Origin of the sequence: Mesorhizobium sp. M0698 (genome assembly GCF_040320455.1) — a bacterium.
In the GTDB taxonomy this organism is placed as follows: domain Bacteria; phylum Pseudomonadota; class Alphaproteobacteria; order Rhizobiales; family Rhizobiaceae; genus Mesorhizobium.
Genome location: NZ_JAMYPQ010000008.1, coordinates 238,841 through 257,106 on the forward strand (window position 1 = coordinate 238,841; position 18,266 = coordinate 257,106).

Annotated in this window: 21 protein-coding genes and 1 pseudogene; 14 read left to right on the forward strand and 8 right to left on the reverse strand. The window is 61.9% G+C overall.

Features of this window, described 5'->3' with window-relative positions; genetic code table 11:
* Window positions 1–2: 2 nt before the first annotated feature.
* The 3 genes and pseudogenes from NKI16_RS18650 to NKI16_RS18660 all read right to left on the reverse strand — a co-directional run.
* Window positions 3–593, reverse strand: a complete 591-nt coding sequence (locus NKI16_RS18650) for an RES family NAD+ phosphorylase (protein ID WP_023680349.1) — start codon at window positions 591–593, stop codon at window positions 3–5.
* Window positions 594–941 (reverse strand): antitoxin Xre/MbcA/ParS toxin-binding domain-containing protein, encoded by a 348-nt coding sequence (locus NKI16_RS18655; RefSeq protein ID WP_023680350.1) that lies wholly within the window; start codon window positions 939–941, stop codon window positions 594–596.
* Between the two features lie 146 nt (window positions 942–1,087).
* Window positions 1,088–1,282, reverse strand: a pseudogene (locus NKI16_RS18660) (pseudouridine synthase); the annotation flags it as partial.
* Between the two features lie 140 nt (window positions 1,283–1,422).
* Between NKI16_RS18660 and NKI16_RS18665 the strand changes: the two are divergent.
* Genes NKI16_RS18665 through NKI16_RS18675 form a run of 3 tightly spaced genes read left to right on the forward strand, consistent with a single transcriptional unit; the run spans window position 1,423 to window position 3,980 of the window.
* Window positions 1,423–1,932: a hypothetical protein gene (locus tag NKI16_RS18665; RefSeq protein WP_245274855.1), complete on the forward strand. Its 510-nt coding sequence runs from the start codon at window positions 1,423–1,425 to the stop codon at window positions 1,930–1,932.
* Window positions 1,922–3,250 (forward strand): tetratricopeptide repeat protein, encoded by a 1,329-nt coding sequence (locus NKI16_RS18670; protein WP_023680353.1) that lies wholly within the window; start codon window positions 1,922–1,924, stop codon window positions 3,248–3,250. Before NKI16_RS18665 ends, NKI16_RS18670 begins: the two co-directional genes overlap by 11 nt.
* Before the next feature lie 10 nt (window positions 3,251–3,260).
* Window positions 3,261–3,980 carry a hypothetical protein gene (locus tag NKI16_RS18675; RefSeq protein WP_156937484.1) on the forward strand — a complete coding sequence of 240 codons (720 nt, stop codon included), beginning with the start codon at window positions 3,261–3,263 and terminating at the stop codon, window positions 3,978–3,980.
* A 154-nt stretch (window positions 3,981–4,134) separates the two neighbouring features.
* Here NKI16_RS18675 and NKI16_RS18680 read toward each other — a convergent pair whose 3' ends face one another.
* Window positions 4,135–4,899, reverse strand: a complete 765-nt coding sequence (locus tag NKI16_RS18680) for a pseudouridine synthase (protein WP_023680355.1) — start codon at window positions 4,897–4,899, stop codon at window positions 4,135–4,137.
* 115 nt (window positions 4,900–5,014) lie between these two features.
* On the opposite strand from NKI16_RS18680, the gene NKI16_RS18685 reads away from it, so the two are divergent.
* Window positions 5,015–5,605 (forward strand): DUF922 domain-containing Zn-dependent protease, encoded by a 591-nt coding sequence (locus tag NKI16_RS18685; protein WP_023680356.1) that lies wholly within the window; start codon window positions 5,015–5,017, stop codon window positions 5,603–5,605.
* Window positions 5,606–5,643: 38 nt separating this feature from the next.
* Here the strand turns inward: NKI16_RS18685 and NKI16_RS18690 are convergent, their stop codons facing one another.
* On the reverse strand, window positions 5,644–6,387 hold the full coding sequence (locus tag NKI16_RS18690) for an SDR family oxidoreductase (protein WP_023680357.1): 744 nt from the start codon (window positions 6,385–6,387) through the stop codon (window positions 5,644–5,646).
* A 283-nt stretch (window positions 6,388–6,670) separates the two neighbouring features.
* Between NKI16_RS18690 and NKI16_RS18695 the strand changes: the two genes are divergently transcribed.
* The 8 genes from NKI16_RS18695 to NKI16_RS18730 all read left to right on the forward strand — a co-directional run bounded on the left by NKI16_RS18695 (window position 6,671) and on the right by NKI16_RS18730 (window position 14,035).
* Window positions 6,671–7,294: an NAD(P)H-dependent oxidoreductase gene (locus tag NKI16_RS18695; RefSeq protein WP_023680358.1), complete on the forward strand. Its 624-nt coding sequence runs from the start codon at window positions 6,671–6,673 to the stop codon at window positions 7,292–7,294.
* A 134-nt stretch (window positions 7,295–7,428) separates the two neighbouring features.
* Complete coding sequence (locus NKI16_RS18700) at window positions 7,429–9,438, forward strand: tetratricopeptide repeat protein (protein WP_156937485.1); 2,010 nt, start codon at window positions 7,429–7,431, stop codon at window positions 9,436–9,438.
* Between the two features lie 99 nt (window positions 9,439–9,537).
* Entirely contained in the window at window positions 9,538–9,870 is a 333-nt protein-coding gene (locus tag NKI16_RS18705; protein ID WP_023680360.1) for an ArsR/SmtB family transcription factor, read from the forward strand.
* A gap of 4 nt (window positions 9,871–9,874) precedes the next feature.
* Window positions 9,875–10,567 (forward strand): aquaporin, encoded by a 693-nt coding sequence (locus NKI16_RS18710; protein WP_023680361.1) that lies wholly within the window; start codon window positions 9,875–9,877, stop codon window positions 10,565–10,567.
* Complete coding sequence (gene arsC, locus NKI16_RS18715) at window positions 10,564–10,986, forward strand: arsenate reductase (glutaredoxin) (protein WP_023680362.1); 423 nt, start codon at window positions 10,564–10,566, stop codon at window positions 10,984–10,986. Before NKI16_RS18710 ends, arsC begins: the two co-directional genes overlap by 4 nt.
* Window positions 10,987–11,055: 69 nt before the next feature.
* Window positions 11,056–11,388, forward strand: a complete 333-nt coding sequence (locus NKI16_RS18720; protein WP_023680363.1) for an ArsR/SmtB family transcription factor — start codon at window positions 11,056–11,058, stop codon at window positions 11,386–11,388.
* 50 nt (window positions 11,389–11,438) lie between these two features.
* A complete protein-coding gene (locus tag NKI16_RS18725) occupies window positions 11,439–12,815 on the forward strand; it encodes an NAD(P)-binding domain-containing protein (protein WP_198023655.1) in 1,377 nt (458 codons plus the stop codon).
* Window positions 12,812–14,035, forward strand: coding sequence for an MFS transporter (locus tag NKI16_RS18730; RefSeq protein WP_023680365.1), 1,224 nt, complete (start codon window positions 12,812–12,814; stop codon window positions 14,033–14,035). The genes NKI16_RS18725 and NKI16_RS18730 overlap by 4 nt, the downstream gene beginning before the upstream one ends.
* Window positions 14,036–14,059: 24 nt before the next feature.
* Here NKI16_RS18730 and NKI16_RS18735 read toward each other — a convergent pair whose 3' ends face one another.
* Together NKI16_RS18735 and NKI16_RS18740 are read right to left on the reverse strand one after the other, a co-directional pair.
* Window positions 14,060–14,284: a hypothetical protein gene (locus NKI16_RS18735; RefSeq protein WP_031213090.1), complete on the reverse strand. Its 225-nt coding sequence runs from the start codon at window positions 14,282–14,284 to the stop codon at window positions 14,060–14,062.
* Window positions 14,285–14,514: 230 nt separating this feature from the next.
* Entirely contained in the window at window positions 14,515–14,880 is a 366-nt protein-coding gene (locus NKI16_RS18740; RefSeq protein WP_023680367.1) for a VOC family protein, read from the reverse strand.
* Between the two features lie 144 nt (window positions 14,881–15,024).
* Between NKI16_RS18740 and NKI16_RS18745 the strand changes: the two genes are divergently transcribed.
* Complete coding sequence (locus tag NKI16_RS18745) at window positions 15,025–15,336, forward strand: hypothetical protein (RefSeq protein WP_031213092.1); 312 nt, start codon at window positions 15,025–15,027, stop codon at window positions 15,334–15,336.
* Window positions 15,337–15,380: 44 nt separating this feature from the next.
* Window positions 15,381–16,256 carry a sigma-70 family RNA polymerase sigma factor gene (locus tag NKI16_RS18750; RefSeq protein ID WP_352621333.1) on the forward strand — a complete coding sequence of 292 codons (876 nt, stop codon included), beginning with the start codon at window positions 15,381–15,383 and terminating at the stop codon, window positions 16,254–16,256.
* A 189-nt stretch (window positions 16,257–16,445) separates the two neighbouring features.
* Here NKI16_RS18750 and NKI16_RS18755 read toward each other — a convergent pair whose 3' ends face one another.
* On the reverse strand, window positions 16,446–17,603 hold the full coding sequence (locus NKI16_RS18755; RefSeq protein WP_023680370.1) for a sulfite oxidase: 1,158 nt from the start codon (window positions 17,601–17,603) through the stop codon (window positions 16,446–16,448).
* Window positions 17,604–18,266 lie beyond the last annotated feature (663 nt).

Genomic DNA, 18,266 nt, shown 5'->3' on the forward strand with positions numbered 1-18,266 from the left:
CATCACCCGTGCGGGGGATGGACGGCAGCGGGGCCGCCGCTAGCCCAGGCAGTTTCCCCGTGATCGGTTCTGATCGTCATCGCTCCAGCCGGCAGCCGATCACAAAACGCGACGACGTTCAGGCAGTCATATCGCGCGCTGGGCACGATCAGACCGTCATAATCGAGGAAATGCGCGGCCTCGCCGATGTCTTGCGACCTCGGATATTCGGCGTGCTTTTCCTGATACGAAAGCTGCCCGTAGCGCGCGGTGTCGAGACCAAGGGTCTGCAAGGCTGCCAGGTCGAGCAGTCTGAGCGTCCGGTCCAAAGCGAGATCGATCTCGAAGAGATTGTATCTGACACGCGAAGGGACCACTGGCTGCCCGCGCGTCAGGTGGAATCTCATCTCGCTCAAGGCACCTTCGCGCTCTTGCGAGGTGTAGAGCACGTCGAATGTTCCATCGTCCCAACGGCCGCCGGAGCTCGAGCACTGGATCGGGCTGCGGCCCTGGCGCACCACACGCCAAACCGTTGCGGAGTATTCGACCGGAACTATTGCCTCGATAGCGTCGATGAGCCGGCTATCGCGTCGTTTCCGCCCGGCGATCGCCAACTAGAGAAAGACCTCGTTCTCAAGCCGATCGATGACTTTGAGCACGTCGAGAGCACGGTCGTCGTGAATGAGATCTATCGCCCTTTCACCGTTCAATTGCGGGTGGCGAGCGTAAAGCCAGGTGCGGATATCGCTTGGCTCGTAGAATTCCTGCAGTCGGCCGACGATATAGTGCAGGTCCGATAGAATGAGCTCGCTGCGCGGCTGGGGCTTGATGTCGCCGGCCTTCCACCTCGAAACCGTGGCCTTGGACACGTCGGTGATGTTTGCAATGTCGGTTCCCTTGAGACCGCCAAACGTGCCCAATTCGTCCAGGAATCTGGGAACCGCCCGCAACGCCGTGCTCATGCTTTTCTCTCCGGCTGCCGAGCCACTTCGCGTCGGACCAGCCCTTCAATTGCGCTGTCGCATTTCGGTTTCATAAAAGGAAAATATGAAACAGGAATGTTAATGTCAATCACCCGTTCGGTGCGAAGGCCCCTGGAGCCAGCACTTCAGGCCTGAAGTAGCGCCAGCTCTTCCGCGCTCAGATGGCGTGCCTTGCCTTTGGCAAGCTCGCCGAGCTGCAATTGCCCGATCGCCACCCGCACCAGGCGCAGCACCTCGATATCGTAGGCGCCAAGCAGCCGGCGGATGTGGCGGTTGCGGCCCTCGTCGAGCACGATCTCCAGCCAGGCGGTGCTGGTGCCGCTTCCACTCGATCGAAAATCAATCGCCTGAATTGCTACAGCGCCCTGGTGTCGCCGGTAATGCCACGGGACAATTTGTTTTGTATAGTCCTTGATGCCACGTGGCCGACGATGGTTCGATGACTTGGGAAGGGAAGATCATGCGAAGCGGATTGGCGAAATTCGTCGTGGCGGGTTGCGTCGCCGCTCAGGTCGTCCTGCAAGCGGCGCAGCCGGCGTTTGCCGCGCCGTGCGGCTGGACGGCGAAACTGGAGGAAGAGGAGGGCGGCAAAGTGCTGATGGCGTCGGTCTGCGGCGGATCGAATGGCGGCGCCCAGCTGACGCTGGCCTGTTTCGGCAAGCCGACGCTGAGCTATGATTTGGGCGACAGCGGTCCGCAACTGGAACCCGGCATCGCTTCGTTCGCGTTCAAGGCCGGCGGCAAGGCGGTGACCAAGACGCTTCAACTCGAAGAAATGTACAACACCTTCACCGTGGAATTGAGCAGCACCGACCCGCTGTTGGCCCTGCTGCGCTCCAAGGGCGAGGTCACGGTCGCCTCGGGCAAATATGGCGAGAACAGCTTTCCGCTTGCCGGCTCATCCGCCGCCATCGGCAAGGTGCTGGCCCAGTGCGGCAAAGCCAAGGCTTCTTCCGACAATGACAACTGATGAACCCCTTACATTTCAATTTGAATCGCGCGAGACGTTGGTTGCGAAGATAGAGCGTGATCCCGCTAACCTCGATCCCTGGACAGGGCTTGTCGAACTGGAGGCCGAGGAAAGCAGCCTGGACACCGCGGTGTCGGTTCTCTTGCGGGCAATTGATGCTGTATCCGACAGGGAACAGCTTTGGCGATTTGTCGACAATTTTGTCTGGTTTTGCGGAGTTGCCGAAGGGCCGACTATGGCTTTGAGCGAAGCGAGCGTCCATGCCTTCTACGAGCGGTGGAAAATCGATACGCACCGTAGCGCGCAGACGAGCCTTTTCTTCGCTCAGCAGTTCAAGAAGCTCAATCTCCCTGACTTATGTGCCGAGAACGTTACGCGCGCAGAGGGCGAGGTGCACACCGGGCGGGACTATATCCTGCTTGCCTTGTTCCTGCGCGACAAAATGGAAACGCCGCAGCTGGCTTTGGCCGCCTTGCAACGGGGAATAGCCGCGCACCCGCGCAACGCGATCATCTGGGATTGCGTTGCCGACACACACCGCCTTGGGAACTCGGCGTGGGAGATCGCGGAATCCACCTATCAGTCATTCAAGCAATGCCGCCTCGATGCAACCACAGAAGATGCCTGCGTCGCCTGGGCATCGTTTGGGCTAATGCTCGATGAAATCGGCAACTATTTGTCGGCTGAAAAGGCCTATCGCCGGGCAATAGAAATCGATCCACGCTACCGCTGGGCGACAGGGAAGTTGTCGGGACTGCTCCGTCGCCGGTTCGCCCGCTACCATGAAGCTGAGAAACTTGCGCTGCGGTGCGTTGAAATCGATCCGGAGCACGCATGGTCGTGGTTCAATCTCGGCTTTGTTTATCATCATCATCTGGCCCGTTTCGCCGACGCCAAAAAGGCGTATCAGCGCGCGATCAAACTCAAGCCGGACTATGTTAAGGTGTGGGAGAATCTGGCCGCTCTGATGGCGTTCGAAACAGACGCGCCCATAGAGGCTCAAAAGGCGTTCGACAAGGTGTTCGGACTCTCGGGTGTTTCAGCTTGGACCTATAATCAATACGGTATTTTTCTTCGCGAATTGACAGACCGGTACGACGAGTCAGAAAAGGCCTTGCTGCACGCAATTGAAATGGAGCCAGCAGACTGGTGCCATCGGTTGGCGTTGGCGGTTCTGTATGAGAAGCGCTTGCTGCGGTTCGAGGAGGCTCGCAAATTTCTGCTCGAAGCAAAGGAGTGTGGCGCTCCGATTGACAATATCGATTATCGCTTGGCCTTGATTGCACAACGCCGTCGCCCTCTGAAGGTAGTCAAGTAAAGGAACGGCCGTGAAACGTTTGGTGTGGTCGATTTTTGCCATCCTATTTTCGACATGGGCTCACGCCCATGTTCCACCAACAGGCTCGGCTTATGCGAAGGATTTGTTCGCCAAGTTGGATGAACTTTTGCAGCAGCGCCGGATTGAAGGCAAATTGCCAAATCTTGAAGATCCAACGGACCGGGATCTACTGCACAAGATTTGGGACGGCGGGGCTTTGATAGGTTCGCCGCCATACGATGAGGGCGACCTGGTAGCACTGTCTTTCGTAATGGACAGAAGTCGGTCGCTACTCGCGCTCTATAGCCAAAATAGCTCATTGCCTCTGCAGGATGAAGCTACGCAGACATTCGCGCTTTTGATTCGGGCTGCTGCCGCTTCGCAGATAGCTTTCAATGATTTCCTAGCGCACCAACCTAACGCTGCCGAAATGTTGCGCCCCAACGGAGCCAAAGCTCGAGGAGGCATAGAGAAAATGTTTCGTGGCGCCTCGATTTTTCTGGCTGACCCGGCTCTGAAGGAGGGAAACAAGATAGTTCTTGTTGAATCGCTGAGAGCAGATGGTCCCTATCTCGCGCAGAGCATCTCTCCAGACCATCGCCAGGCCCTGATCGATTTGTTTGTCCCGTTGGTTGGCCAGCTTCCCATGCCTGCCCAAGAATCGCTCAAGATTTTTATGCAGGAAATCAACGCCGCCGGCTGCGATCTGTGGTGTGCTGACGGAATGTAATACCGATAGACATTGATATCGGTCGAACCCGTGTGAGCGGTCGGTCAGGAATATCCGCCAGGAGTCGAAAGCGACTCTTGTCCGCCCGCGCTGCTTGCTGCGTCACGTGGGCTTCGACTGGCAGCTGCCTGACTATCGAGTCGCCGCCAGCCGGCTAGGCCTGAAGCATCGCCAGCTCTTCCGCGCTCAGATGGCGTGCCTTGCCTTTGGCAAGCTCCCCGAGCTGCAATTGGCCGATCGCCACCCGCACCAGGCGCAGCACCTCGACATCGTGGGCGGCGAGCAGCCGGCGGATATGGCGGTTGCGGCCCTCGTCGAGCACGATCTCCAGCCAGGCGGTGCTGGTGCCGCCGCGCAGCAGCTCGATCGAGCGGGCCGTCAGCAATTCGCCGTCGACGGTCGCGCCGGCGCGCAACCGCGCCAGCATGGCCTCGTCGGGCAGCGCGCCGATCTGCACGTGATAGGTCTTGGCGACATGCGAGGCGGGATCGAGCAGGCGCTGCGCGAAGCGCGTGTCGTTGGTCATCAACAGCAGGCCTTCGCTGGCCTTGTCGAGGCGGCCGACCGGCGAGACGAAAGGCAGGTCGAGGCCTGCCAGGCAATCATAGACGGTGCCGCGGTCCTGCGGGTCGTCGCGAGTGGTGACCAGCCCGCGCGGCTTGTTGAGCATCAGATAGACCTTGCGCTCGGCGGCGACGCGGCGGCCGTCGACCTCGATGCGATCGCGGCCTGGATCGACGCGAATCGAGCCGTTGCGCACGATCTTGCCGGCGACCCGCACGCGCCCCTCGGAAACCAGAAGCTCGGCCTGCTTGCGCGAGCACAGGCCAAGCTTCGACAGCGCGCGACAGAGGCTGACGCCGGGAGGCTGGGACCCGGGGGCAGGGCGTTGCCGGGCAATGTTCGGTCGCGGCGACATGATGTTGCCTGTGGATTCTTGTATACGAGCATCCCACTATAGCCGGCCGCCGGCTATGTCCACGGAAGGGAACTGCATATCGTTTGCGTCGTGCGCAGCGGCTGCGAGGACTTGCATGAAAACAGCCATTCGCCTTTGCCTGCTGCTCGCCTTGTTGCCGACATCGCCGGCGCATGCCGGCTGGCAGGCAGTCGAAAAGGTCGAGACCTATGCCATCTCGGGGCAATCCGGGCCGGAACTCTACGTTTCGATCGGCGGGCGCGGGCCGCTGCTCGGCGAACGCCGCGTCATCGCGCATACCAATTTCAAGCTGACCTGGGTGAGGGACTACAAGCCGCAAGGCGACGCCTGCGTGCTGGTGTCGGCGCAGCCGAAGCTGATCATCACCTACACCTTGCCGAAGCCGGCCGCGCAGCTGCCGGGCGCAATCCAGAAGAACTGGGAGGTTTTCGCAGCCGGCCTCGCCGCTCACGAGAAGGTGCATGGCGCCAGCATCGTCGACATGGTGCACAAGATCGAGGCGGCCACCATCGGCCTGACCGTCGCCGATGACCGTGGCTGCAGCAAGATCAGGATCGAAGTGACGAGACGGCTCGCCGGAATCTCGCAGGCACAACGGCAGGCGAGCCGCGATTTCGACCGGGTCGAATTCGGCCCAGGCGGCAAGTTGCGGCAGCTTGTGTTCACGCTGATGACCGGCGGATGACGCTGCGGGGGCGGCGCAGGGCACCACCTTTGCGGCCCTCACGCCTGTTCGGTCGGATAGAGCGTCAGGATGTTGACGTTGACTCTTGGCGGCTGCGTCACCGCATAAAGGATGGCGGCGGCGATGTCCTCGCTTTCCAGCTGCTCCATGTCGCCCAGCCTTTGCTCGACCGCCTGGCGCACATCGGCGCGCATATTCTGGGTGAACTCGGTCTTGACGGCGCCAGGCTCGATGCAGGTGACGCGGATGCCGTCTTTGCCGATCTCGCGACGCAGCGATTCCGCCATCGCGCTCACCGCGTGCTTGGTGCCGGAATAAACCACCGAAGGGTGGATATAACGGCCGGTGCCCGACGAGACCACGACGATGTGGCCGGCGCCTTGCCGCTGCATCGACGGCAGTGCCGCATGGATCGGATAAAGCAGGCCCAGGATGTTGACGTCGACCATCCGGCGGTATTCTTCCGGTGTCGTGTTGCGGAACGGCGCGGCGACGCCGACGCCGGCAACCGCAAGCAGCATGTCGAGCCGGCCGTACTCCTGCTGGACCCGCTCGACCATCGCCGTGGCTTGCGTTTCGTCGGTGACGTCGACGGCAATCGGCAGTGCCGCGCTGCCGGTCTCACGGATCCGCCTCGCCAGGTCGTCCAGGCGCTCGGTGCGCCGCGCGGCAATCACCAGCGTGGCGCCCTCGGCCGCCAGCGCCAAGGCGGTGGCCTCGCCGATGCCGGAAGAGGCGCCCGTCACCAAGGCGATCTTGCCGCTCAGTTTTCCTGTCTGCATCTTTTTCTCCTGACGCTTTGGACACGCCGTGAAGCTAGGGCGCAGGCTTTCTGGAACAATGCTGATCGAAAAACCGAATCCACTGTTAGGGGTTTTGGCCCCAGCAAGCTCACGTCTGCGCACGAACGGGCCTTGACGCGACCGGAGGTGTTGCGTCTTGATACGGGGCTGCGGGGCGTCGCATGAAAACAGCTGATCGACTACGTCTGCGGGTGGCTTGTTTGCATGCGACGCTTGCATGCACCCCCGCGATCCTCTCGCGACCGACAGGTCTGAGCGCCAGATGAAGGTCCTCGTCGTCCATTGCCATCCCTGCACCGACAGCTTCAACGGCGCGGTGCGCGACACGGTGCTGGAGACGCTTGCCGAAAGCGGCCACCAGGTCCACCTGCTCGACCTCTATGCGACCGGCTTCGATCCAGTCATGCGCACGCGGGAATGGCGCGGTTACCACGACAAGGCGGCGAACCTGCAACCGGTGCACGAACATGCGCAGGAGCTGCTCTGGGCGGAGGCGGTCGTCTTCATCTATCCGACCTGGTGGTATGGCCTGCCGGCGATGCTGAAAGGTTGGCTGGAGCGTGTGCTGGTGCCGGGCTTCGCTTTCGAGATGCCGACGGCACGACGCGGCCCGCGGCCCAAATTGCGGCACATACGCCGGGTGATGGCAATGACCACATGTGGCGCCACGCCGCTGATGTCGTGGATCATGGGACAGCCCGGCCGGCGGACCCTGCTGCGCGGCTTCCGCTCCGTCTGCCATCCGCTGTGCCGGACCAAATTCCTGGCGCTCTACCGGATGGACAGCGTCTCGGCCGCCGGACGCCAGGCGCATCTGCAGCGGGTCAGAAAAGCGGTTGCCGGCCTTGGTCGCGCTGATGCGGTCGCCGCCACAGTGCCTGGCTGATTTGGACCAGGCGAGCCGCCGCTGTCTCCGCCGAATGTCACGGGCGGGTGTCGGTTTGGCAAAGGTCAAAAAAATCAAGTCTCACCTTGACCCAAGAATGGTTGCAGTGTTGGGTTGCAAAGATCAAGGCCTTCTTGATCAAGCGCACTGCGATGCAAATAAACGACATGATCCGTGAGCCGATGATTCGAAAATGGCATAGGTCTTTTTGTCGGTCGCTGCTGCGTGGGCTCGTGGTCTTGTTTGCCCTGAGCGGCCCAGCTTTGGCTGCCAGCAGCGATTGTGTCGGGGACGACGAGGCCGATACGGCTCGGCGAATTGCCGCTTGTACACTCATGATAGAGGATGTGACGGAGCCCGCCAGCAGCCGTTTGACGGCCTATTTCAAGCGCGGCGTCGCCTGGGCGAGGCAGAATGATTATGATCGCGCCATTGCCGATTTCGATAAGGCGATCAGCCTCGATCCGGAAGATGCCAGTGCTTATTACTACCGAGGCATCACCTGGGCACTCAAGAGCGACGCTGATCGCGCTATCGCCGATTTCGACCAGGCGATCAGCCTCGACCCGAAGAGCGATGCATACCGCATCCGAGGCTCTGCCTGGCTCGACAAAGGCGACAACGACCGAGCTATTGTCGACTACGATCAGGCCATCAGCCTCGAGCCCCAGAATGCCGGAGCTTATGGCGACCGGGGCCTGGCCTGGGCACGCAAGGGCGACAACGACCGCGCTATCGCCGATTTCGGCCAAGCGATCAGCCTCGATCCCCGCGACGGCCGAACTTATAACAACCGAGGTCTCGTGTGGAAAAGGAAGCGGGACTACGACCGTGCCATCGCCGATTATGACCAGGCGATCAGCCTCGATCCGAAGGAAGCCAGCGCCTACGACAATCAGGGCATGGCCTGGCTACTCAAGGGCGACTATGACCATGCCATTTCCGATTTCGGACAGGCGATCAGCCTCGATCCGAATGTCGCCGGAGTCCATCATCATCGAGGCATGGCCTGGTCACTCAGAGGCGATTCTGACTACGCCCTTGCCGACTACGATCAGGAAATCAGCCTCAATCCGAAGAACGCCCGTGCCTACCTCGATAGAGGCCTGACTTGGACAATCAAAGGCGATTACAATCGTGCGATCGCCGACTACGACCAAGCGATAAGCCTCGACCCGAAAGACGCCAGTGCCTATGGCAATCGAAGCCGGGCCTGGAAATATAAGGGCGACTACGACCGCGCCATCGCCGACGCCGACCAGGCGATCAGTCTCGATCCGGAACGCGCCAGTGCCTTCTACAACAGAGGCAACGTTTGGGCTGACAAAGGCGACTATGACCGCGCCATCGCCGACTTTGACCAGGCGATCGGCCTCGATTCGAAAGACCCCAATGCTTACGACGATCGAGGTACGGCTTGGGCACACAAAGGCGATGACGACCGCGCGATTGCCGACTTCGATCAGGCAATCCTGCTCGACCCGAAACACGCCAGTGCCTACAGGAAGCGCGGCTGGATATGGGACAAGAATGGCGAATACGACCGCGCCCTCGAGGACTATGGCAAAGCAATTGGGCTCGATCCGAAATATGCCCATGCTTATCTCAGCAGAGGTCTCGTCTGGTCAATAAAAGGCGAATACGCACGTGCAACGGCAGATTACGACCAGGCAATCAGCCTCGATCCGACGATTGTCTACGCCTATTTGGGCCGGGGTATCGTCCATTTCTACTCCGGTGCGATGGAGAAAGCCCAAGCCGATTTCGCGCAAGCCGCCACAGTCAAACCAGAGGATGCGTATGTTGCGATCTGGCTCGATTTTGCCGAGCGTCGCAATGGCGCAGCAGGGCATTTGCAGGAAGCGACCAAGAAGCTCGACATGACGCGATGGCCGGCGCCGGCTGTTCGAATGCTGCTTGGCGAGCAGACTCTCGCCGCGACAATTGCAGAAGCCGACGACCCTGATGCGATAAAGAAACGCGGAAACCTGTGCGAGACAAATATGTTCAGCGCCGAGCTGAGCCGACTGCAGGGGCACAGCGATGAAGCTTTGCGGCTCTATCGGCTCGCCGCCAGCGATTGCCCCAATAACTCCTACGAATTTGTTGCCGCCAACGCAGCCCTGCGCGAGCTGTCGCCTTAGCTGCCGCCGCTACGGATTTCCCCGCCTTCGGTGAGATTTCGTTTCTCAACACAGTCTTCGCGCGTTGACTCTATTCCCAATTTCTGGAAATCTGGAAGTATGGACAAGACACTCGCACTTTCGGCGCTTGCCGCGCTCGGCCAGGAGACCCGGCTGGACGTTTTTCGCCTTTTGGTGCGGGCTGGAGCCGACGGCGTGCCGGCGGGCGAGATCGCCACGCGGCTCGCCGCATTTCCGAATACGATGTCGGCTCATCTCAAGATACTGTCGCATGCCGGCCTGGTGCGGACCGAACGGGAGGGCCGCAGCGTGCGCTACTTCGCCGACATGACCAGGTTTCGCGATCTGCTGGCCTACCTCATGGAGGATTGCTGCAACGGCGCGCCGGAACTTTGCCAGCCTGTCATCCAGGCCGTGACCTGCAACTGCTAGCCAGATGAGCTCCGGCAATCTTCCCCGCCGCCTTGTTGCCGAAGCCCTCGGCACGGCTCTTCTGGTCGCCACCGTGGTCGGTTCCGGTATCATGGCCGATAAGCTGACCGACGAGGTCGCACTCACCTTGCTCGGCAACACCTTGCCGACCGGGGCGATCCTGGTCGTGCTCATCACCATATTCGGACCGATATCCGGAGCGCACTTCAACCCGGCGGTGACGCTGGTATTCGCGCTTCGACGCGAGATCGAAACGAACGCAGCGCTGGCTTACGTCGCCGCCCAGATTGCCGGCGGCATCGCTGGAACGTTGCTCGCGCATGCGATGTTCGAACTGCCGATCCTGCAAGTGTCGGCGACGGTGCGGACCGGAAGCGGGCAATGGATTGCGGAGCTGGTCGCCGGCTTCGGGCTGGTCTTCACCATCCTCGCCGGCCTGCGTTCCCGTCCGGATTCGATCCCCTGGCTGGTCGGGCTCTATATCACCGCCGCCTACTGGTTCACCGCATCGACATCCTTCGCCAATCCGGCCGTCGCCATCGCCCGTGCGTTCTCCAACACTTTTGCCGGGATCCGCCCCGCCGATCTGCCGGGCTTCATCGGCGCCGAACTTTTGGGCGCGTTGCTCGCCATGGCATTGGCAGGGTGGCTGCTCGCCCAACCGAAACCAGCCGGACAGATGAAAGCTGCGCAATGACCATCACCATCTATCACAACCCCGATTGCGGCACCTCGCGCAACACGCTGGCCATGATCAGGCAGTCCGGCGAGGAGCCTGAGGTGGTCGAATATCTGAAAAATCCGCCGTCGCGCGAAAAGCTCGTCGAGCTGATCGCAGCGATGGGCATGACGCCGCGCCAATTGCTGCGCGAAAAGGGCACGCCCTATGCCGAACCTGGCCTGGGCGACCCGAAGTGGAGCGACGACGAGATCCTCGATTTCATGCTGGCGCATCCGATCCTGATCAACCGGCCGATCGTGGTGACGCCGCTCGGCACCATGCTCGCCCGACCATCCGAAGCCGTGCTCGATATCCTGCCCAATCCGGATATCGGCCCGTTCACCAAGGAGGACGGCGAGGTGGTCATCGACGCCAGCGGCAAGCGCGTCGTCTAGATATCGCCTTATTTCGATCTTTGTCGAAATTCTCTTGACGTGCAGCGATTCTGGAAATAGCTTATTTCCATGAAACTCGAAAAAGCAGCCTCGCAACTTGAAGCCCTCGGCAGCCCGACGCGGTTGCAGCTCTATCGGACGCTGGTGCGGGCGGGCGATGAGGGGCTGCCGGTCGGACGCGTCCAGGACAGGCTCGGCATCGCCGCCTCGACGCTGTCGCATCACCTAAAGCGGCTGGTCGACACCGGCCTGGTGACACAGGAGCGCCAGGCGACGACGCTGATCTGCCGGGCCAACTATCCCGCCATGAACGGGCTCATCGGATACCTCGCAGACGAATGCTGCGCCGACGCCACCTGTGCGCCGGCATCGGCGGAAGCGACGGCCAAGACGGCGGCGTGATTTTTTTGGCAGTATAATTCGAAACTACCGGAAGGATAGAAGACATGGAGATGATCGAAAAACTCCCCGTTGCGGTGATCGGCGCCGGGCCGGTCGGTCTGGCGGCAGCGGTCCACCTGATCGCGCGGGGCATTCCTGTCAAAGTCTACGAAGCCGGCAATGCGGTTGCATCCAATCTCAGGGATTGGGGCCATGTCCGTGTGTTCACGCCCTGGCGCTATTGCGTCGATCAGGCGGCCAGAAACCTGCTCGAGGCGCATGGCTGGCGGATGCCTGAGCCCGAGGCATTCCCAACCGCGGACGACCTCGTCGCGGATTATCTCGAGCCGCTTGCAAAGCTTCCGCAATTGTCGCCGTCGATCGAAACCGGCGCCCGGGTCGTCGGCATTTCGCGCTGGGGCGCCGACAAGGTGCTGAGCAAGGGACGCGAGAACCGGCCGTTCATGCTGGCGGTCGAGACTGCCGATGGTACAAGACGCGACAGCGCACGTGCCGTCATCGATGCTTCGGGAACCTGGCAGATGCCGAACCCGCTCGGCGCCGGCGGAATTCATGCCGAAGGCGAAGCCGAGTTTGCCGACCGCATCGCCTACGGCATCCCCGATATTCTCGGCCGCGACCGCAGCCTTTATGCGGGGAAGACGACGCTGGTCGCTGGCTCCGGCCATTCGGCCGCCAATGCGGTGCTGGATCTCGCCAGCCTGGCAAATGTGGAGGCCGGCGCCGCTTTCATCTGGACAACGCGCGGCACCGACCTGGTGCGCATCTACGGTGGCGGTGATGCCGACCAATTGCCGGCACGCGGCGAACTCGGCGCCGAAGTGCGCGAACTCGCCGAGAGCGGCGGCGTCAGGCTGGTGACGGGCTTTGCGGCTGTTTCGATCCGCGATGCCGACGGCCGGCTGGTCGTCGAAGGCCAGACTAGGGACGGCTTGCAGGCGCTTGGCCCGGTCGACCGCATCATCGCCGCGACCGGACAGCGCCCGGATCTGTCGCTGACCCGTGAGCTTCGGCTCGAGCTCGATCCATGGCTGGAAAGCGTCAAGGCACTGGGACCGTTGATCGATCCCAACGAGCACTCCTGCGGCGACGTGCCGCCGCACGGCCACCGTGAGCTCAGCCATCCAGAGGAAGGGTTCTACACAGTCGGCATCAAGAGCTATGGTCGCGCGCCGACCTTCCTGCTGCTGACCGGTTATGAGCAGGTCCGCTCGGTCGCGGCGGCGATCGCCGGCGACATGGTGGCGGCCGACAATGTCCAGCTCGTGCTGCCCGAGACCGGCGTCTGCACCGTGCCGCGGATCGGCATTGCCGACAAGGGGTGCTGCGGCGGTCCGGCGCCGGCAGCGGTGGATGCGTGCTGTGTCGCCGACGCCAAGGCGAAGGCGGTCGGCAAAGGCGGCTGTGGCTGCAGCGTCGCGGCATGAGTCTTTCGCCGCCTTCGCCGGCCATCCTGCGCAGCCGCGGCGCGATCATCACCGCGCTTGGCCTGACGCAGATCATGGCGTGGGGTTCTTCCTACTATCTTCCCGCGGTCATCGCGCCGGCAGTCTCCTCCGATACCGGCTGGCCGCTGGCATGGGTTGTCGGCGGCCTGTCTCTTGGCTTGCTTGTGGCCGGATTGATCTCTCCGCGCGTCGGGTCGTCGATCGAGCGGCATGGCGGCCGCAACGTCCTGGCGTTCAGCGCCGGATGCATCGGGGTCGGCCAGGTTGGGCTGGCCGTTGCCCCCAACCTTGCGGCCTATATCGCTGCCTGGCTGGTCATCGGCCTGGGCATGGGGGCGGGGCTCTACGATGCCGCTTTCGCAACGCTTGGCCGCCACTATGGCCACGGCGCGCGCTCCGCCATCACCATGCTGACGCTGTTCGGCGGCCTTGCGAGCACCATCTGCTGGCCGATCTCAGCCTTGCTGCTGGGGGAGGTCGGCTGGCGCGGCACCTGCCTGGTCTACGCCGCCTTTCAGCTGGCAATTGCGCTTCCGCTCTATCTGGTGATCCTGCCCCGGGAGGCGCCGCAACCGGCAGTCAAACCGGGAGTGAAGGAGGCGGCACCCATTCTCGACAACGAAGCCGATCCGTCGATCATAGTCGTTCTGGCCGCGACCCTGACACTCGCCGCGGTGATCTCGTCGACACTATCGGTGCATCTGCTCACAATCCTGCAAGGCAGCGGCATGGCGCTTGCCGCAGCCGTCGGGCTCGGCGTGCTGGTTGGCCCGTCCCAGGTGGCGGCCCGCGCGATCGAGATGATGATCGCGCGCTACCACCATCCGATTTTCACCAAGTTTGCCTCGGTTACGTTTGTGGCGATCGGCGTTTCAGCGCTCTGGGCCGGCATGCCGATCATCCCGCTGGCGCTCGGTTTCTACGGCGCGGGCATCGGCCTCGAATCCATCGCGCGGGGAACGCTGCCGCTCGCGCTGTTCGGCTCGAACGGCTACGCGAGACTGATGGGCCGCCTCGCCATGCCGAGCCTGATCGCCCAGGCGGCGGCACCCTCGGCCGGAGCATTGCTGCTGGAGCGCTTCGGCCCGCACGGGACGTTGGCCGCGCTTTCCGGCCTGGCGCTGGCCAACGTCATCCTCGCATGCGGCTTGGGCTGGCGGATGCTCCGCCGGCGGCAATCGCAGGTTCAAACCCGATAGGATTTTGACCTGCGTTCAGCGCCTTCAACTGGAGAGCGGGAGATCTTCCAAGGGATCGACAAGGAAGGACGCGGCGATCAGATCGTCCGCGTCGAGGCGCAGTGAGCCTTTGGCGCCGCCCATAATGGCGGCAACCTTTTGAAATGTCTTGATCTCATGCTCGGTAATCTGGGCACTTTGCATTCTGGATTTGAGGTCAGCGACGCGCAGCCCCAAACTGTGGGACATTCCGATTTTACGGTTCGACATGGTAAGATGCTCCTCCCCGGCCCATGTTTGTTTTGCCACCCGCCCTTATTCGTATTTCCTCCGCTTGCCTAAATATGAGGCATCGCGATACAGCGCCCGAACGCCCGATGCAAGGGAAGGTTCCGGCGCGCAGAGGTCACGAAATAATAATACGAAGGAAGTACGGCCGATGGTCCGGCCGGAGGTAGGACTTAGGTACGACGCCCCGCCGGACAGAGGGCTCCGGTGCCTTATCGGCTGGCGAGGACCATGCGGTTGCCTTCGCTGTCGCGAAACTCCGCCACCGTGCGCCCCGGCTGCCACGGCGCCTCATGCGCTTCGGTGATGATCTCGACGCCGCCCGCTTTCATGGCCGCGATCATTGCCCCGACATTTTCGTCGACCAGCACCAATACCGGCTCCGCGCCGGGAGCGTCGTCGGCGCGCCTGACAAAATGCAGGTTCGTCACGGCATGCGGAAATGCCAGCTCGATCCAGCGCCAGCCGCCATCACCCATCTTCTGGTCGGCCATGACCTGGCAGGCGAGATGCCTGGTGTAGAACGCCTTGGCGCGGTCCTGCTCGAACACCGGAAGCTCGGCAAACTGGATATGCATGATCGTCTCTCCTGCTTGATGGCAGCCGCGCAGCCGCCCACGCGGGAAAGACGATGCGGGCAACCGAAAAGATTCTTCGGCAAGGAGAATCTTTTCAGCGCAGCCGGTCGTCCTTCGTTCATACCAACCAGTCAGGAGACGACCATGAACTACGCGCTCATTCGATACGGTGTGAAGCAAGCCGACCTGGAAGATAACCGCGCGCTGGTCGAAAAAGTGTTCGAAGCGCTTGGCGAGGCGGCACCGCCGACGGTGCGTTATCTCGTGCTCGAGCTGGACGACGGCTCGTTCGTCCACATCGTCGGCCAGGACGGCGATTCCTCGGCGTTGACCGGGCTTGCGGCCTTCAAGGCGTTTACGGAAAACCACGCCCAGCGCCGTTCGACCCCGGCAATGCGATCGCCTGTCAAAGTCATCGGCAATTACCGTATGCTGGCGGATCAGAAAGCCGGGTAGCGCCTGCCATGCCGCTCGCGCAGAAATGGGATGCTACGCCGAAAATGAACAGGGCGACTTTGGAGGTGATGCTCGTCGGGTTGCGGCCAAGGCTGCATCGCTACTGCGCGCGTATGGCCGGCTCAGTGATCGACGGCGAGGACATCGTCCAGGAGGTGCTGATCAAGGCGCTGCAGGCGATCGACGGGGGTGCGATCGTCGAATGTCCCGAGCAATGGCTGTTTCGCATCGCCCACAATGCCGCGCAGGATCACCTGCGGCGGCGCAATCGGGAAAGGTCGCGCATGACCGAGGCCGACATGAGCGTCATCGAGGATCCCTCCGGCAGCGCCGACAGCCGGCTCGCCGCCCAGACCAGCCTGCGCTCCTTCATGCAGCTTTCGGTGCCGCAGCGCAGCGCTGTGATCCTGGTCGACGTGCTCGGCCTCAGCCTGCATGAGACCTGCGAAGTGACCGGCGCGACGCTCGCCGCCACCAAGGCCGCGCTGCATCGCGGGCGGGCGCAGCTCAAGGTGCTGGCGCTGCAGCCCGAGCAGGCGCTCGCGCCGAGGCTCGACGCCGATGACGAGCGCCGGCTGCGGCGCTATGTCGACCTGTTCAACGCGCGCGACTTCGACGCTGTGCGGGCACTGATCGCCGAGGACGTGCGGCTCGACGTCGTCAACCGCGTCCGCCTGCGCGGCAAGGCCGAGGTTTCGACCTATTTCGGCAATTACGACCGTATCAGCGACTGGACATTGTCGCTCGGCGTGGTCGACGGCAGGCCGGCGATCCTCATCCGCGACCCGCAGGCGGCCGACGGCGCTGTGCGCGGCTTCATGCTGGTCGAATGGAGGGACGATCAGGTCATCCAGATCCGCGATTTCCGCTATGCGCCCTGGTGTCTGGTCGACGCGGAGATTGAAACGGTGGACGGGTGAGTAGAAGGCTGGAATGGTGCGAAGATGGCGATCAGGCAGCCTCCTCCTTGGGTGACCCAAACGCAATTGCCACATGGCAGCACGTTCTTAGAGCGGTTCCGGTTCTCTTGGAACCGGTAACTCGCTCTAACTATCTGTTTTGCCGCATTTATGCGGACGCCAAATGACTCCATTTGGCGGCAAAATCCTCTAGCCGATACGCACGCGGCGCGTCACCTGGCCATTGCTTTCCCAGTATGTGTGTTTCTTGGCTATCAAGGGATCGTCCATCGCCGGTTGAATTTGTCCTGTGGTGCCGACCGCGCGCGAGGTCACCGTGTGTTCTCCAGGAGAGGGATTTGCCCAAGCCAGGGACCATATTTTCCAAGCGTGTTCGGCCTCCTCACTGTGGTCAATGGTCGCTGGTGTCCAAGGCCCTTGATCGATTTGCACTTCGACCCGGTCGATCGGCGCCCCCCAGGCTGCCCCAACGATGCGGTAATCTGAATCTTTCCGGGTAACCTTCGCAGGCGCGGACTTTATCAGCGCTCGCCCGACTGACGTCTCGGCCCATACGGTCTCGCCGTTGTGGTCCTCCTCCCGGATGGTGACATAGTCACGGGCCATCAGAAGGCTCATGAACCGCGTATCGCGAACCTCGATGCGCTTTAGCCACTTGACGTTGGCGATCCCGTACCAGCCTGGCGCAATGAGCCGTACCGGGAAGCCATTGGGCGCCGGCAAGGCGGCCCCGTTCATTTCATAGCAGAGGAGATTGTCGGGGTTCATCGCGTCGGCGAGCGACATGCTGCGAGCGAAGTTCTGCTGCATCTTGACGTCGCGTATCGGGATCTCGCCTGTGTCGGTACCGAAAAAGACGACCTCGATGCCCTTCTCCAGAACGCCGGCTTCCTCGAGGATCGGGGCGAGCGGCGTCCCTGCCCAGCGAGCATTGCCGATGCCCCCGGTGAAAAAGGGGAACCCGTGGTTGCCCGAGCATTCCACTGTGAAAACGACCTCCTGCCGCGGTCGCGCCCTGATGTCGGCGAGCGTTAACTCCAGGGGCTTCTTAACCAGGCCTCCGATCTCCATCGACCATGTCTTCTCGTCGATCGTTGGTCGGTTGAAATGGGAGATGCTGAAGAACTTGTCGTTTGGCGTTATCCAGCTATCCAAATCCTCCCAGACAAGCTGCTTCTGGATACCCGCCGGATCGGGATTTTCGGTCGGCTGATCCAGCCATGGAATAACTTCCTCGTTCGGCCGTGTTGGAAAAGCGTAAGCCCGGCGCGAGGTATAGAGAGCAGCAATTGCGGCAAGAGCCGCGCTTCCTTGAACAAGAAGTTCTCTGCGCTGAAAATCAGGCATGTTGTTTACCTCCCAGTTGATCCGGAACGGGCTGCAACGTGCCTTAGGCCGTAGCCTGATCACGGATAGGCGACACAATGTGAGGTCTGCCCACCCGGAAGTATCCGGGTAGGTCAGACAATCACCGACGCAAGTCAAGCATGTGAAGCGTTGCACGAAACGCCAGCTCGCGTTTCGCACGCTAAGAGTGCGCCTTTGAGAAGGAACTGTCCACAACTTGGACGGGACATGATGATGATTGCAGCATTCCATGCCGATTTCCTGTCCTGCCAAAATGGTTGCTGCTCGGATCGCTGCCGAACGCCCGCTTCTGGGTCATTTCGGGACCTTCGTGGGTTCTCGTCGAACCGGTGTTTCCTGCCGGCCCGTGGGTTGGCCGTGCGGCCGGCACCGCCCTGATCGCTTGGGGCGGCGCAACGCTTTTGGTCTGACGACCAGGGCTGCCTCGAATGTCGCATTTGCAGGTGGAGGGCGGGCCCGGGCGGCACATCAAAACCAGTCTGCATTACGAGGTGGCCAGCAACCAGGCCGCCTGGCTTGGGCGCGGCAGATCATTCACACGTGAACCATTCGCCAACAGTTGTGTGCGTCAAGTTCTGCAAAATGGCGTGGCATTGCGGTGACGTCGGCGTGTCCGCCGCGCAGCCCCCGTGTTTAGCGGAG

Excerpts from the sequence above, each read along its gene's own strand:
- NKI16_RS18705 (WP_023680360.1), top strand. The coding sequence starts at position 9,538 with ATGGACAAGACACTCGCACTTTCGGCGCTTGCCGCGCTCGGCCAGGAG.
- NKI16_RS18695 (WP_023680358.1), top strand. The coding sequence starts at position 6,671 with ATGAAGGTCCTCGTCGTCCATTGCCATCCCTGCACCGACAGCTTCAAC.
- NKI16_RS18665 (WP_245274855.1), top strand. The coding sequence starts at position 1,423 with ATGCGAAGCGGATTGGCGAAATTCGTCGTGGCGGGTTGCGTCGCCGCT.
- NKI16_RS18680 (WP_023680355.1), bottom strand. The coding sequence starts at position 4,899 with ATGTCGCCGCGACCGAACATTGCCCGGCAACGCCCTGCCCCCGGGTCC.
- NKI16_RS18750 (WP_352621333.1), top strand. The coding sequence starts at position 15,381 with ATGAACAGGGCGACTTTGGAGGTGATGCTCGTCGGGTTGCGGCCAAGG.
- NKI16_RS18690 (WP_023680357.1), bottom strand. The coding sequence starts at position 6,387 with ATGCAGACAGGAAAACTGAGCGGCAAGATCGCCTTGGTGACGGGCGCC.
- NKI16_RS18735 (WP_031213090.1), bottom strand. The coding sequence starts at position 14,284 with ATGTCGAACCGTAAAATCGGAATGTCCCACAGTTTGGGGCTGCGCGTC.
- NKI16_RS18710 (WP_023680361.1), top strand. The coding sequence starts at position 9,875 with ATGAGCTCCGGCAATCTTCCCCGCCGCCTTGTTGCCGAAGCCCTCGGC.
- NKI16_RS18755 (WP_023680370.1), bottom strand. The coding sequence starts at position 17,603 with ATGCCTGATTTTCAGCGCAGAGAACTTCTTGTTCAAGGAAGCGCGGCT.
- NKI16_RS18745 (WP_031213092.1), top strand. The coding sequence starts at position 15,025 with ATGAACTACGCGCTCATTCGATACGGTGTGAAGCAAGCCGACCTGGAA.
- arsC (WP_023680362.1), top strand. The coding sequence starts at position 10,564 with ATGACCATCACCATCTATCACAACCCCGATTGCGGCACCTCGCGCAAC.
- NKI16_RS18720 (WP_023680363.1), top strand. The coding sequence starts at position 11,056 with ATGAAACTCGAAAAAGCAGCCTCGCAACTTGAAGCCCTCGGCAGCCCG.
- NKI16_RS18725 (WP_198023655.1), top strand. The coding sequence starts at position 11,439 with ATGATCGAAAAACTCCCCGTTGCGGTGATCGGCGCCGGGCCGGTCGGT.
- NKI16_RS18740 (WP_023680367.1), bottom strand. The coding sequence starts at position 14,880 with ATGCATATCCAGTTTGCCGAGCTTCCGGTGTTCGAGCAGGACCGCGCC.
- NKI16_RS18655 (WP_023680350.1), bottom strand. The coding sequence starts at position 941 with ATGAGCACGGCGTTGCGGGCGGTTCCCAGATTCCTGGACGAATTGGGC.
- NKI16_RS18670 (WP_023680353.1), top strand. The coding sequence starts at position 1,922 with ATGACAACTGATGAACCCCTTACATTTCAATTTGAATCGCGCGAGACG.
- NKI16_RS18730 (WP_023680365.1), top strand. The coding sequence starts at position 12,812 with ATGAGTCTTTCGCCGCCTTCGCCGGCCATCCTGCGCAGCCGCGGCGCG.
- NKI16_RS18685 (WP_023680356.1), top strand. The coding sequence starts at position 5,015 with ATGAAAACAGCCATTCGCCTTTGCCTGCTGCTCGCCTTGTTGCCGACA.